Here is a 14682-nt window from a genome sequence, read left to right as displayed (position 1 = left end):
TTAGTTAAAATTTTAGTCATACTACTTTTTTATGTAAAATACTTTTTAAACATGATCTAGTATAACTTGTTTGCATTAAAGGGACTTTTTAGAGGCAAAAACAATTTAGCAAGGAGAAGATAATATGGAACTAAGAGTTTTAAATTACTTTGTAGCCGTGGCCCAAGAAGGCAATATGACCCGTGCTGCCAGAAAGCTGCTTATCTCCCAGCCAGCTTTATCAAGACAAATTGCTGAACTGGAAGCTGAACTTGGCGTTAAATTGTTTAGCCGTAAGTCGCGGCATTTAGCTTTAACTCCAGCAGGTCATTATTTACTTGAACAGGCACAGGAAATTTTAGATTTAACTGCTAAAACGAAAAGAAACTTGACAAAAGCTTCTTTTATTAGTGGCGATTTAACCATCGCTGCGGGAGAAAGCCTCGGGATGCAGCGGGTCATGAATGTGGTCAGCGCAATTATTAAAGAGCATCCTTCTGTTAAAATTCACTTATTAAGTGGGGACTACAGTTATGCCGAACGCAAGTTAGATAACGGGATGGTTGACTTTGCAGTCATTATCGGAAACGTTCCTTTAGCTAATTACGCCTCTTTAACTTTACCCGAAAGAGATACTTGGGGAATTTTAATGCCTGCTAATGATCCTTTAGCGCAAAAAGCAGTGATCAAACCAGGAGATTTACAAGGACGCTCTTTATTAAATTCTCAGCAAGCGCAAAAAATGCACCTTTTTCAAAACTGGCTAGGAAATTATTATGATTCAGTCAATTTTATTGGCAGTTATAATTTAAATTTTAACGGTACTTTGATGGTTAAGAATCATGCCGCATTAATGCTTACTCTAGATAAATTAGCTGATACTTCGAAAAATTCGGGCATTACGTTTAGAAAATTGCAGCCAGAGCTGCAGCAAGCTATCAAAGTAGTTTGGAAACGTGAAGTTAACTTATCACCAGTTGCAGAATTATTTTTAAAATTACTGCGGGAATCAATTTTTGAGTAATAGGATTTAATGCAATAAAAGAAAAAGAGTTTAAGAGACTTAAAAAGCCCGGGAGCCATAAGCTACAGAGCTTTTTAGTGTTAACTGCCAGTACTTTGGTATTTTTGTAAAAATACCCGCCATAACTGATAAATTAGGATAAAAAAGAATACACAGGCGCCAGGTATTAGTAACAGCCATATCCACTCATGCTTAACTGCAATTTTTTCTTGTGGAATTGAAGCAACCCAGCCTATTGGCAAGATAAAGGTCATAATTAGCCTTAAAGCCGACGAATAGATCGCTAACGGGTATTTACTCATGTCAAAAAAGTCAAATGTTGTTTCTGCCAAGTTGGCTAAACCATTAGAAAGTAGTGCAACTATATTACCTAATACGGCCAATCCCAAAAAGATGAGCGAAGTAAAAAGTGAGATAAAAATAAACATGACCGTGATATACCACGGATTATGCAACTGCATATCCACAATTATCAACAACAAAAGCGCAACAATTAAATCGCCCCACGCATCTTCATCGACTCGTTCATTAACAAGCTGAAATAAAGGATTGACGGGTTTAATTAAGATTGTATCTAAGCGCCCGTCATGAATATAATCAGAAATGTTGAGTGCATTGATAAAAAAGCAGCGAAAAATAGCAAAAGCTAAAGTTGCCAAGGCGTAAGTTAAAAGCAATTGTGCAAAATTATAGCCTTTGATGTGGGGCACTATATTGAAAATAAATCTCAAGGCCACAATATTAAGCACATTTTGAATAATCATCCCTGCTAGTGCAAAATAAAAGTCCAGGTCATAAACAGCAAGCGCTTTTAAATTTACTTTTAAATAAGTGGCTAACAATTTTAAATATCTCATTATTACCCTCCTTGAATCACAGTTGAAACAACGGAGCGCTTAAACAAGAATTTAAAAAGCACGTTGAACAGGATAATGTAGAAAAGCTGGATCAAAACTACTTGAATAAATAAACTCCACGATGGCTTTTGCGCCAGCATTCCTACTGCACCAAATGAATATTGAAATGGCAAATAAGCGGCCACCTTTTTAATTACGGCAGGATAAAAATTGGTTGGGAAAATGTTGCCAGCTAAAACAAGTAATATTGCCTCTTTAAAGGTGGAGATGCCCCAAATACTATAAGTGTAAAAAGAAAATGTCCCTAAAAGCAGTTCCAGTTCAAAATACAATAAATACGCCAAAGTGGTTGTTACTAAGACCATTAAAATTGTGCTCACTGCAATTTGAAAATGCAGAATCCATAAACAAACTAATAAATCCACTGTACCAATCACTGCAAATTTGACAATTGAATAGCCGATGCTTTCCCACAGTAGCTGCGTTGCAAATGCTACTGGTTTTAACAGGTCAAGTGCAATATCACCAGAACGAACTTTATCATTCACATCGTAGCTGGTTTTAGGAAAAAGCACGGTCAAAAGCTGCATTAATACCAAATAACTAATTGTTTGTTTAAATTCACCGTTTGGCTTGCCAGTTAGAACAGCTTGCCACAAAAAATACTGCACGGTAAGCGAAATTAAAGATGAAAACAGCCAGAAAATCAAAGCATATTTTGAGGCTAGACCTTTTTTTATTCCTATTTTAATGAGCATTAGCCTATATTTCATTGCTGCACCTCCTGCTGTTTGAGGTGCGCCAATAAATATGCCAATTTATTGCTCTTAACTTCAATATTGGCAACTGGGATGCGGGCAGTAATTGTACTTAACACTTCTTTCAGATTTTCTTGCTTAATGCCTGCAATCTGGTATGAACCGTTTTTAAGCTGCATCATGTTGGGCCATTGCTTTATTAAAGTGGCGCTCAATTTATCCGCACTAGTAAAAGTGACCGTTGTGGGCACATCTAATTCTGCTAGTTGTAGACTACTTTGATCTAATACCAACTGACCTTTATTCAAAATTAAAATGCGTGAGCATACTTTAGCTACTTCATCGAGATCGTGCGAAGTGAAAATGATCGTTTTATCAGTTAATTGTTGTAAAAATTGCGTGATGCTATTTTTAGTCAGAACGTCAAGTCCAATTGTGGGTTCATCTAAAATAAGCAGTTCAGGATCGTGAATAAGAGCTGCAATAAATTCAGCTTTCATCCTTTGACCCAAACTAAGGGTGCGCACCGGTTGCGTTAAAAACTCGGTAGCCTGCAACATCCGCGCTAACTTTGTTACCCGTTTGGTAAAAATATCCTCCGGTACTTGATATATTTCACGGTTGAGTTTGAAGGTGTCTATTGCGGGCAAATCCCAGCGTAATTGACTTCTTTGCCCAAACACAACCCCTATTTTGGTCGCATTTTTTTGTCTGTTATTAAGCGGATCTCTGTCAAAAGTTTTGATACTGCCGCCATCAGGCTGCAAAATACCTAAAATCATTTTGATCAAGGTTGACTTGCCGGAACCATTTAACCCCACTAAGCCAACATGATCTCCTTGATAAATCTCTAGAGAAACATTTTTTACTGCGTCAAAAATGCGATATTCTTTGTGAAACAGCTTAGCTGCTTTCACCTTACGATACCGTTTCGCCAGGTTCTTGGTTTCAATTATCATTAATTATTCCCCAATACTTAATTCAGAGTGCAGGTTTCATCCCCAAATAAAAACCAGCACTCACCTTGAACCGGCGTTTCCAAATCATAGCGCCATTATAGCGCTTAATTTTTATTTTTCCAAACTCTTGCAGTTACTTTGAAAACAAAGCCAAGATAAAAATGGCCACAATTACCAAGATATCTGCAAATTTCATCTTTTCTTTAAGGAAAATATCGCCAAAGATGACGCTGTATAAAGAGGTCATGTTTAAAAAGATCCAGGCAATGCTTGAATTGGGAGAAGATGTTGCCAAAGTATAAGTTACTTGCGCTAAAAGCGTTAGAACCGCCCGGGAGCCATAAATCAGGTAAACCTTGCCTTTAAGATTTTCAGCGCTGATTTTGAGAGTTTTGTTTTTATAAATAAAAGTAATTAAGGTAATTAAGCAGCGCACATAAATTGTCATGATAGTAAAAAAGACCAGATCAATCGGTTTGATTAGGCCTTTGGTTAATAACGGTGAAAGTGCTGCTTGAATAATCAATAAGGGCGCAATTACGGCAAAAGTCGTCAACAGGTTTTTCAAATTTAAATTATTGTGACGCTGTTCGAAAACAATATAAATAACCACGATCACCGTGGAAATAATAGAAACTAAATATGAGGATTTGCTAAAGTAACCCATAGTCAGCAAGATAGCCCAAGGAATAAAAAGATCGGTCACTTTACTCAAAAGCACAGACTGCATAATTGAAACTTTTTTGAACACATAACTATAGCCATAAGCGACGACCTGAGCCAAAAAAGCATATAAAAGGACTTTAATAATATAGTTATTGGTTATCCTAGGACTAGGAAAACTGTGCAGGACGTAAATTAGAAAGAAAGTTACTAAAACCGAACTACAAATATTGTTTAAAAAGTTCACATCAATTGAGCTTTGCTTCCGATACCCCATTTGGTAACGGTCAATAACTGATATTATTCCCCTGGAAAATGAAGAAATAGTGGCAAAAATAATCAACCAAATATTACTGATAATCATGGTTCCTCCGAATGACAAATTTTGTTTAAAACTATTATTAATATTTTGGTCTTTGCAGCCACAATTAAAAAGTCAGAGAAATAGTTATTACCAGTAACTAGACATTGTGCAGTTACTAAAATCCAGCCATTGGACATACAAAGTTTAAATATATTCAAATGATATCCAGTAAAGACTAATCATAAAAATACAGTATTTGGTTTGAATATTATTTTATTATACACCAAGTTAAAAATTCAAAAAAGTAGCTGTGAATTCTAATTAAGGTTTATAAATGCCAGCTACAATCTGTTTAAACATTAAAAGCAATATGCTAAAAAAGACTAGGATTTTTTCATCCTAGTCTTTTTTATATTATTTACGCTTTGCTATATGCCAGTCCTCGTTTTAATCTCTGCCAAAAGCTGGTATCTTCTGTTTGTAAAATTACGCCTTGATAGATTTTACTAATGTATATTGTCAAGCCAATAATACTTACTATTAAAATCGCCAGCGACAGAATAACTTCTACATTACCCACATGACCATTAATTATACGAATTGGCATCATGAATGAAGAAAAGAATGGCACGTAAGATAATATTTGCGGCAGAATTTGTTCTGGGTTAGTAATAAGCGCAAACGACAGGAAAAATGCAATGAGGGAAAGCATTGTAGTACCTTGAGCAGCTTTTGAAGAATCTTCAGGCTTGGCTACTAAAGCTCCTGAAAAAGCTGCTAATATCGTATAAATAATTACACCGAGAATCAGGAAAACGAGATTGACATTTACCAAATTGCCCAGAATTTTATTTATTACTACCTGGTTGTTATGCATAAACGAGGCCGTAATTTTTGCATGCAATGCCCAGCGGTAAGTTGCCCAGCCGCCTACAATATAGATTACGAGTTGCGTAATAATTACGCCGAAAATACCCAAAATTTTGCCTAAAAAATATTTTGCCGCAGTTGTACTGGAAAAAATGATTTCCATAATCTTCGTGCCCTTTTCAGAGGCTATTTCTTGAGCTGTAATACTACTGTAGGACATCAAAACCATATAAACGACCATAATCACAATAATTAAAGACACCATTTTAACCAATTTATCTCCCTGATGATTTTTCTGGAGTATCTCACTATATTGCGGTTGCTGCTGTAAGGCTTTGAGCTGGTGTGGTGCTAATTGCGCCTTTTGCAAATTCAGTTGACTCTGCAAGACTTGTAAATAGCTTTTTACTTTGGGTTTCAATTCATCATCAATGGGTGACGCTCCGTGATAAACCGCCTTAACCTGATTTTTTTGCGTTTCAAATACCAAGTAGCCATCAATCTTTTCTTTTTTGACGGCTTTTTTAGCAGATTCAGCGGTTTTAATTTTAGCATCAACGTATTTATCATTATTTTTAATAAAGTTTTGGCGAACTTGCTCATTGGAACTGATAACTGCAATCTGACTGTCTGGATCAGAACTAGCACCGATAGCTCCTCCTAAAGCACCACAACCAATTATGAAAAATGGACCCAGAATCAAAAGCAGAAAAGACCAAGACTTAACTTGATGCCAATAAGTTTGCAGCGTTACAGTCCATAATTTATTCATGTTGTTCACCAGCTTCCATTCTAAATATTTCGTCAAGTGTTGGTGGTTGTTGCCGGAACTCCTCAACATATTCGCCGTTGGTCAAAGCGTCAAAGACTCCCAGGCCGCTGCTTTCATCGTCAATCCGCAAGAGATATTGACCATGCAACTTCTTTTCCACTTTTTCAACGTGAGGAAGCTGCTGTAATTCTGCAAGCGACTTGGTAGTTTTGCAGTAAATTTCCGTTTTACCAAATGAGTCGCGAACAGCGTCAACTGTACCACTTAAAACAACTTGTCCCTTTTTTAGCATGATCAAACTATCGCAGATTTCTTCAACATTTGACATATCATGACTGGAGAAGATAATTGCTGCATTATTCTTTTTAGCATCTAAAACTGCGTTTTTAAGCAAATCTGCATTTACCGGATCCAAACCACTAAATGGTTCATCCAAAATAATTAATTTTGGCTGGTGAATCAAAGTACAAATTAATTGCACTTTCTGCTGATTACCTTTCGAAAGTGTTTTTATTTTGTCGCTTTTCTTGCCCTGAACATCAAAGCGTTTCAACCAATCATCGATTTGCGGTTTTATCTCTTTCGCCGGACGGCTTTTTAGCTCCGCCAAATAAACAATTTGTTGTTCAATAGTCATTTTGGGTAATAAACTGCGTTCTTCCGGCAAATAGCCGATAGTATCAAAAGTTTTCTCAGTAATTGGTTGCTGCTCCCAAGTAATTTTTCCTTCATAGTGTAGAAAGTTTAAAATACTATGAAAAGTCGTGGTTTTCCCCGCGCCGTTTTGACCAATCAAACCCATAATTTCACCGGGGTGAATTGTAAAGTTGACATCTTGAAGCGCTGGGAAAGTATCAAACTTTTTACTTAAATGTTCTACCTTTAGCATTGCCCCCTCCTTTTTATTCTAATAATAACTTTGTTTTAAGTTTACTACAGAATATAATATATTAAAATAATCAAAAAATTAAACCATAGTTGAATTTAAGTCATACCTAATTATATATAATGCACATGTTGACAATACTTAAAAACAGGTTTAATTCCCTATTTTAGAAATTAAACCTGTTTTTTGTATAGCAAAAATGTTTATCCTATTAATAAATCGTTGGCTTTAACTGCTGCACCATTATCCTGATTCAATTTGACTTCTTTTTCATAGCCGCTGGTGAATACAACAATAACAGTTGGATCTAGTTTATTTTCAGTTACTACGTTCTTATCAAACACTTCTAGTTTTTGTCCCTGCTTTACCTCATCATCTTGGTTCACCACTACTTCAAAGCCCTTTCCATTTAGGTTTACAGTATCAATACCAATGTGAATAAGTACCTCGACGCCCTGTGCCGTTTGAATACCTATAGCATGTTTCGTTTTGGGAAGTGCCTCAATTTTACCACTTACAGGTGCATAAACTGTTACTTTATCTTCTTCAGGGACAATAGCAAAGCCATCCCCCAACATCTTTTGGGCGAATGCCGGGTCATTTACTTCTTCAATTTTTTCAAGTTTGCCACTAATTGGTGCAGTGACCGTCAAATCTTCTTTTTTCTCCTGCTTTTTGCCAAACCACTTAAACATTCTTCTTACCTTCTACTTTCATTATTCTTAATTCATTTATTTCATATTTTATTACAGTTTTAGCATTTAAACTATTAACAAATATATAATTTTGCTTTTGGTCAGGAAAAACCCGTAACGAAAAAACTTTTTCTCCATTTTCTAAGAATATTTCTGCAGAGGAAATATCCTGAATTAGCAGGCATAATAAAAATACGGTTTTAAAAGAACTTGTGAATTATTTAATTAAGCAAAAAGCTAGAGTTTCAGCTTAAGCTGACCCTCTCTCTATTAAAGAAACATCTACAATGATTTTCTGCGGCCTTTTTACCGCTTTAGGCTTTGTAACTTGTTCAATTAACTTGGTACAGGCAATTTTAGCTATAGTTTGCACATCTTGATGAATAGTGGTTAATTCAGGGACACTATATTGGGCTATCGGCGCGTCGTCAAAACCAATTACTTTTAAATCCTTAGGCACGTTAACGTTAATATCACGTGCTGCTAGAATAATATTCACAGCTAGTGAATCATTGGTCGCAAATATTCCAATTGGCGCAGAATACCGGGAGAAAATCCCACGTAAACGCGAACGGATAATTGCCCTTTCCTCCTGTAAACTTGCCCTTTTCGGAACAACCAAAATTCGGTCTGCATCAAAAGTGTTAAATTCTTTTTTGTAGGTATCAACATAACCTTTGATGCGTTCTTTAATAGAAGGATATTCCTTCTCATTTTTAAATAAAAAAGGTTTAGTGTGTGCTGAAATCAATTTATTGGTTGCTAAAGCTGCACCTTTATAATGATCTGAACCGATAAAATAGTAATCCGTATCATTCTGAGCTTCACGATCTATATATACTAGCGGAACAGAATAATTAAGACTTTCAGATTGGAACTTAGTACGCCCAGATATGACAATAATACCATCAACGAGACGGGCATTTAGCATATCAATACTTTTGCGTTCTTTAACTTGATTGTTGGAAGTATCACAAATTATAGTGGAATAATTTTGATTTGCTAATTGATTTTCAATCAATTCAACTAAATTAGAAAAAAAAGAATTGCCTAAATTAGGCACAATAATACCAATTGAATTGGTTCTTTTCTGCCTTAAACCCTTGGCAATGCTATTAGCGTGATAATCATATTCATTGACTACGTCCATCACTTTTTTGGCTGTCTTTTGAGAATAACTGCCACTATTATTAATTACACGAGAAACAGTTGAGATTGATACTCCGCTTAATTTGGCGATTTCTCGAATTGATATGTTTTTATCCGTCATCTTTTTTGTTTACCAATATATTGAAAATTTAAGGAATTAGAATTACTTGTCTCAGTAACTTTTATTTTAACACAACGTGTGGCAAATACTAATGTTGCAGGGTTTCAAGCAATTTTTCAATAGAAACGTTTCCTTTAATTTTTGGTTTTTTATCTAATATTTACCCTGTAAACGCATACTTGACAAAAATACAACACTAAATTTATACTAATTAATGGAAACGTTTCTATTTTTAATAAATAATAAATAATAAGCTATTTGCTTTAGAGGAGATTTTAATGATTGGGATATTAGTCGCTACTCACGGAAAGTTCGCTGAAGGCATTCTGTCAGCTGCAAAAATGATTGTCGGTCAGCAATCTCAAGTGAGTTTCGTTGAATTTGCGGAAACGGATAGTATTGATGGTTTTAAGGACAGAGTGTATCAAAGCTTAAAATCTTTTGGTAAAGGAGCAAAAGTCTTGGCTTTCTGTGATATGTTCGGAGCCAGTCCTTATAACGTTTTGGTGCAAAATTACCCACAACTAAATAAAGATATCGAATATCAGGTTTTTTGCGGCGTAAACTTGCCCATTTTGATTGAAGCACTATTGAGCAGAAACCAATATCAAAGTCTGGATGATTTCACCAAGCATTTGCAACAAATGGCAGCAGAAACCATTAAAATTCAAAACTTTGATTTTTATAAAAAGGGGTAACAAGAATGGCAGAAATAGTTTTAACGAGAATTGATGATCGCTTAATTCATGGTCAAGTAATGACCGCCTGGGTCAAAAAGACCCACGCCAATCACATTATTGTCATTGACGATAAAGTCGCCAAAGATGATTTTATGATTGAAGTACTTAAAATGTCTGCTCCTACGGGCATTAAAGTAGATGTTTTTGATTCTGATACTGCTATCACAAAGCTGCAAGACTTAGACAATTTTAATGACGATAAAATCATTATTTTAGTCAAAGAACCACTTGTAATTGAAAAAGTTATTGTCAGCGGCATCAATATTAGCAAGTTAATTATAGGAGGAATGGGTGCAAGAAAAGACCGGCAGCCATTTTATCGCAATATTGCAATGAACGACGAAGAAAAAAAGTCTTTGCAAAATATTATTGACAGAGGTGTCAAAGTAACCATTCATATTATCCCTGATCAAAAAGAAGTTGATGCTGAAAAATATCTGCATTGATGGGATTTAAAGGAGGCAAAAAATGTTAGTATCAGCAATTTTGGTGTGCTTAATTGCAACCATCGCAAATTGGTGGCCCAGTCAGTTATTAACTAGGACTTGGTTTTATCCTTTATGGACGGGATTACTAGTTGGTCTGGCTTTAGGAAAACCAATGCTGGGAATGCAGGCAGGTGCGTACATTAATTTGGCATATTTAGGTTGGATCACTGCAGGCGGAACAATGCCGGGCAACCTTCCAGTTGCAGCCGTTTTCGGTCCCACTATGACTATTTTGGCAAATGCTAAACCCAGTTTGGGGGTGTCTTTTGCAGTACCATTTAGTCTTTTCGGGATATTAACCTTTCAAATTACCATGTCATTGAACTCTATTTGGGTTCATCGTGCCGAAAAATACTTAGATCAAAATAATATCAGGGCAATGAGAATCATGAATTTTGTCCCTTCAGGAATTTTAAATTTCCTGGTAACTGGGGTTCCTGCATTTATTTTAGTTTATTTTGGCGCTGGGACTATGAGAAATCTTCTAGCCAGCATCCCTAATTCGTTAGTTCAAGCTATGCAGGTCGTAGGTGCGATCATGCCTGCTCTTGGTATTGCAATGCTGCTTAATTTCATGGGAACTAAAAAGTTAATGCCTTTTTACTTCTTAGGCTTTCTATTAACTATTTATTTAAAGCTCGACATTATCGGCGTAACTGCACTGGCTGTAGTAATGGGAGTTGTATTCTATCAAACAGGATTTCTGGAAGATAAAAAGAATAACGAAACCCCGAAGGAGGTTAATTAAATGCCTAAATTATCTAAAAAAGACCTGCTAAAAAACTGGGCCTTAATATACTCTAATGAAGCAGCTTATAACTATGAAAGGCTGCAAGCTCTCGGTCAAACCAACGCAATGGTACCTATAATGAGAAAGCTCTATCCCAACGATACCAAAAAGCAGGCACAAGAGCTTAAAAAATACATGATCTTTTACAATACTGAACCGTCTTTTATAGGAACTGTTATTCCCGGAATAGCCACAGCTATGGAAGAACAAAGGGCCAACGGTGCGGAAGAAATAACGGATGAAACTATTAATTCCCTAAGAACAGGTTTAATGGGACCAATAGCTGGAATTGGCGATACTTTAAGCCAAGGGATAATTTATCCGATATTAGCCGGAATTGGCTGTTCATTGGCAATCGCCGGCAACTATTTAGGACCACTATTCTTTGAGGTAGTTTACAAAACTTTACTTATTGTTATCGGCTGGAATATGTATAAGTTAGGTTATAGTCGGGGAAAATCCTTCATTTTACAAATAATGCGTGAAGGGACAATTAACAAGCTAACCGATGTTTTTGGCATGATCGGCTTAATGGTAGTCGGATGTATGACTGCCTCACGGGTGGCAATCAGAGTGCCATTAAAGTTAAACATTGGTAATGTCCACATGAACATTCAAAGTCAGGTTTTGGATGCTTTGATGCCTGGGCTCGTTCCGCTAGCTTTAACATTATTCGTATATTGGCTAATCAGAAAAAAGATTAATGTTAATTGGATAATTGTCTTTATCTTTATCATTGGTATCGCGTTTAGTTATTTAAATATCTTTGGAATTGTCAAGTAGGAGCTTAATATGAAGGCTATAGAACTTAAATCAATTGGAAAATTAGAGTTAGTTGAAAAAGAAAAGCCACGTCCGAAAAAAGACGAGGTTTTAGTTAAAATTAAAGCCTGTGGCATCTGCGGCTCGGATTTACCCCGCGTTTACCAAAATGGCACTTACCATTTTCCCACCGTTATAGGTCATGAATTTGCCGGAAAAGTAGTAGAACTAGGCGAAAACGTTGATCAAAAATTATTAAATCAAAGAGTGGCAGTCTTTCCGATTTTGCCTTGCTTTCATTGCCGTTCCTGCTTATCGGGTGACTATGCCCAATGCGATAATTACAGATACTTTGGTTCACGCAATGACGGCGGGTTTGAAGAATACTTGGCAGTACCAGTATTCAACTTGGTGCCCTTAACAGACAATATTTCTTATGAAGAAGGGGCAATGATTGAGCCTGCAACTGTTGCTCAACATGCAATTCAAAAATCTGGTCTAAAATTGGGTGATAATGTGGTTGTTTATGGAGCTGGCCCTATTGGCATCATGGTCGCCAGATGGGCAAAGCTGGCAGGCGCAAATCATATTGCTTTATTTGATATTGATAACGACGCCATTAACTTTGCACAAAAATTAGGTTTTACCAATACCTTCTTCAATGATGGTCAAAACAATTTAGAAAATATTCAACAAGCCTTCGGCGGAGAGCTAGCTGACATTGTGGTTGAAGCAACCGGTAACACGCATTCCTTCAACAACTGCGTTCAATCTATCACAAAATTCGGTACTGTGGTATTGCTGGGAAATCCCCACTCAGATATGACTTTAAAACGTGCTACCTACGATCAACTAATGAGAAAAGAAGGTAAAATAATTTCAGTGTATAATGATGTTTATAAGAGATATCCTACAGATGAATGGTCAACCACCCGAAACGCACTTGATAGCAAAGAGTTAAAAGTCCATGATCTAATCACCCAGAGGGTAGCAATTGATGAAGTAACTGATTTATTTGAGCATATCCACAATAAAAAAATCTTCTCATGTAAATCAATGATGGTAATAAAGCATAAAGGATAAGAAAGGACCAATTTAATCAATGAAAGTATCATTATCTTTAATGTGCATGAATTTGACAACAGTCGCAGAGCAAATAAAAAAACTTAATTCTTTTACCGATAATTATCATATTGATATTATGGATGGACATTACGTCAGAAATCTCGCTTTATCAGTTGATTTTATCAAAGCTATCAGGCCTTTAACTAATAAAACTATTGATGCACACTTAATGGTAGACAATCCTGAAGACTACATCAATGACTTAATTGCTGCTGGAACCGACTTAATAAATATCCATGCGGAAAAGCTCGACGGACAAGCCTTTCGCTTGATTGATCTCATTAAGCAAAGTGACAGGCAAGTTGGCGTCGTTATCAATCCTGAAGAAAATATTGCAGATATTTCCCAGTATCTTAACTTGGTTGATATGGTTACCGTAATGACCGTAGACCCCGGCTATGCTGGGCAAAAGTTCATTAAGGAAGCATTATTAACCATTAGCCAGCTAAAAGATTACCGTAAGCAAAATAGTCTTCATTTTGAAATTCAAATTGACGGCTCCTGTAATGCCGAAACTTATTCAGAGCTCAAAACAGCCGGTTCTGATATTTTAGTTCTCGGCAGCAGCGGCTTTTTCGGGTTTTCACAAGACATAGACCAATGTATCAAAACGGCCGCAAAATACTTAAATTAAAGCTAAATAGTTTTATACAAGCAAAAATGCTCAGTTGCAACTGTCTAATTGATTGACTGCACTGAGCATTTTTTGCCAACTAATTTTAGCTTGCAGTCACTAGAAAACCTAATAACTGCTGATTATGCTCTGCGCTCCTTGTGTCAAGCCCTCTATTTTGGTTATACCGCATATCTTAAATAAAAAAGCTCCAACGTTTGCTTAGCGTTGAAGCTTATCATTTACATTATTTTGCTTACAATTAACTATTACAAAAATTTTATCAGTACGCCCACCGTAGCTACCACTGTTAATATTAAGATTACTTTGTTAGCACTCATCCTTTTAGATGAAATCAGCCAAAAAGTAAACAAAACTGCAATTAGAGGTAATAGTCCCGGGAAGAACCCATCAATAATAGTTTCAAGTGGTTTGGTTTGTGAACCAAAAGGAATCTTGACGGTTGTTTTTAAAGCAATTGTCGAAGCAGCCAGACCACCGATAACAATTGTACCTAAAACTGTAAACATGTTGGTCAGACGTTTAGCACTTTCACCAACAATTTTATCCACAGCAGATACGCCCAACTTGTAGCCACCTTTAAAGCAAATTACCTCTACAATAGTAATAATCACCGCATAAGTTACAATGTAAAATAACGGACCTAAGGGACTGCCACCCTTAGATAGTCCCATCGCAATTGATAAGAGTGTAGGAATTAGAATACCTTGCATCAATGAATCACCGATACCAGCTAAGGGGCCCATTAAGGAAGCCTTAACATCGACGGGCATCTCCTCACTGACGTTAGTGTTGCCCATACCAATTTGTTCTTCAAGTGACGCTACAATACCATTAACTAGTTGTCCGGTTTGTGGTTCCGTATTGTAAAAAGGCGAATGCCGCTTAAGCAGGCGCTGATAGGCTTGATCATTATTTTTATAATATTTATTACCTAAAGGCATATATGAAACTGCCCATGCAGCGCCGTGCATCTTTTCATAGCTCATTGCAGATTCAGGCAGGAACATATATCTTAAAAAAATTGACCGTAATTCTTTTTTAGTTAAACGCTCCGGCTTAGCCTGTTGGGCTACTGGCGTTTGTTTATCATCTTGATTAGCCAT

Annotated in this window: 16 protein-coding genes; 7 read left to right on the top strand and 9 right to left on the bottom strand. The window is 36.4% G+C overall.

Going from position 1 to position 14682, the window contains the following annotated elements; translation table 11 throughout:
- Nucleotides 1-124: 124 nt before the first annotated feature.
- Nucleotides 125-1003: a LysR family transcriptional regulator gene (locus LACWKB8_RS00390; RefSeq protein ID WP_038520622.1), complete on the top strand. Its 879-nt coding sequence runs from the start codon at nt 125-127 to the stop codon at nt 1001-1003.
- An 80-nt stretch (nt 1004-1083) separates the two neighbouring features.
- Here the strand turns inward: LACWKB8_RS00390 and LACWKB8_RS00385 are convergent, their stop codons facing one another.
- The 8 genes from LACWKB8_RS00385 to LACWKB8_RS00350 all read right to left on the bottom strand — a co-directional run bounded on the left by LACWKB8_RS00385 (nt 1084) and on the right by LACWKB8_RS00350 (nt 9037).
- The gene (locus LACWKB8_RS00385; protein WP_038520619.1) at nt 1084-1863 is read right to left on the bottom strand and encodes an ABC-2 family transporter protein; all 780 of its coding nucleotides are present in this window, start codon (nt 1861-1863) and stop codon (nt 1084-1086) included.
- Nucleotides 1863-2633, bottom strand: a complete 771-nt coding sequence (locus LACWKB8_RS00380; protein ID WP_038520616.1) for an ABC-2 family transporter protein — start codon at nt 2631-2633, stop codon at nt 1863-1865. Before LACWKB8_RS00380 ends, LACWKB8_RS00385 begins: the two co-directional genes overlap by 1 nt.
- Nucleotides 2630-3577 (bottom strand): ATP-binding cassette domain-containing protein, encoded by a 948-nt coding sequence (locus LACWKB8_RS00375; protein ID WP_038520613.1) that lies wholly within the window; start codon nt 3575-3577, stop codon nt 2630-2632. The genes LACWKB8_RS00380 and LACWKB8_RS00375 overlap by 4 nt, the downstream gene beginning before the upstream one ends.
- Before the next feature lie 133 nt (nt 3578-3710).
- Complete coding sequence (locus LACWKB8_RS00370) at nt 3711-4604, bottom strand: EamA family transporter (RefSeq protein WP_038520611.1); 894 nt, start codon at nt 4602-4604, stop codon at nt 3711-3713.
- 358 nt (nt 4605-4962) lie between these two features.
- The gene (locus LACWKB8_RS00365; protein WP_038520608.1) at nt 4963-6186 is read right to left on the bottom strand and encodes an ABC transporter permease; all 1224 of its coding nucleotides are present in this window, start codon (nt 6184-6186) and stop codon (nt 4963-4965) included.
- A complete protein-coding gene (locus LACWKB8_RS00360; RefSeq protein WP_038520605.1) occupies nt 6179-7075 on the bottom strand; it encodes an ABC transporter ATP-binding protein in 897 nt (298 codons plus the stop codon). Before LACWKB8_RS00360 ends, LACWKB8_RS00365 begins: the two co-directional genes overlap by 8 nt.
- A 200-nt stretch (nt 7076-7275) precedes the next feature.
- Complete coding sequence (locus tag LACWKB8_RS00355; protein WP_052059610.1) at nt 7276-7767, bottom strand: PTS glucose transporter subunit IIA; 492 nt, start codon at nt 7765-7767, stop codon at nt 7276-7278.
- Nucleotides 7768-8017: 250 nt separating this feature from the next.
- Entirely contained in the window at nt 8018-9037 is a 1020-nt protein-coding gene (locus LACWKB8_RS00350; protein WP_038520602.1) for a LacI family DNA-binding transcriptional regulator, read from the bottom strand.
- Nucleotides 9038-9315: 278 nt separating this feature from the next.
- On the opposite strand from LACWKB8_RS00350, the gene LACWKB8_RS00345 reads away from it, so the two are divergent.
- Genes LACWKB8_RS00345 through alsE form a run of 6 tightly spaced genes read left to right on the top strand, consistent with a single transcriptional unit; the run spans nt 9316 to nt 13576 of the window.
- Nucleotides 9316-9735, top strand: coding sequence for a PTS sugar transporter subunit IIA (locus LACWKB8_RS00345; RefSeq protein WP_038520599.1), 420 nt, complete (start codon nt 9316-9318; stop codon nt 9733-9735).
- Nucleotides 9736-9740: 5 nt separating this feature from the next.
- On the top strand, nt 9741-10223 hold the full coding sequence (locus LACWKB8_RS00340) for a PTS sugar transporter subunit IIB (protein ID WP_038520597.1): 483 nt from the start codon (nt 9741-9743) through the stop codon (nt 10221-10223).
- A gap of 22 nt (nt 10224-10245) precedes the next feature.
- Nucleotides 10246-11013, top strand: a complete 768-nt coding sequence (locus tag LACWKB8_RS09355; RefSeq protein WP_038520594.1) for a PTS sugar transporter subunit IIC — start codon at nt 10246-10248, stop codon at nt 11011-11013.
- Complete coding sequence (locus LACWKB8_RS09350; protein ID WP_038520591.1) at nt 11014-11838, top strand: PTS system mannose/fructose/sorbose family transporter subunit IID; 825 nt, start codon at nt 11014-11016, stop codon at nt 11836-11838.
- Nucleotides 11839-11847: 9 nt separating this feature from the next.
- Nucleotides 11848-12900: a galactitol-1-phosphate 5-dehydrogenase gene (locus LACWKB8_RS00325; protein WP_038520588.1), complete on the top strand. Its 1053-nt coding sequence runs from the start codon at nt 11848-11850 to the stop codon at nt 12898-12900.
- Nucleotides 12901-12919: 19 nt separating this feature from the next.
- Nucleotides 12920-13576, top strand: coding sequence for a D-allulose 6-phosphate 3-epimerase (gene alsE / locus LACWKB8_RS00320; RefSeq protein ID WP_038520585.1), 657 nt, complete (start codon nt 12920-12922; stop codon nt 13574-13576).
- Nucleotides 13577-13824: 248 nt separating this feature from the next.
- On the opposite strand, the gene LACWKB8_RS00315 is transcribed toward alsE, so the two are convergent.
- Nucleotides 13825-14682, bottom strand: a complete 858-nt coding sequence (locus LACWKB8_RS00315) for a PTS system mannose/fructose/sorbose family transporter subunit IID (protein WP_038520582.1) — start codon at nt 14680-14682, stop codon at nt 13825-13827.

This window comes from Lactobacillus sp. wkB8, assembly GCF_000761135.1.
Taxonomy (GTDB): Bacteria; Bacillota; Bacilli; order Lactobacillales; family Lactobacillaceae; genus Lactobacillus; species Lactobacillus helsingborgensis.
This window is presented reverse-complemented; position numbering and strand designations above follow the sequence as displayed.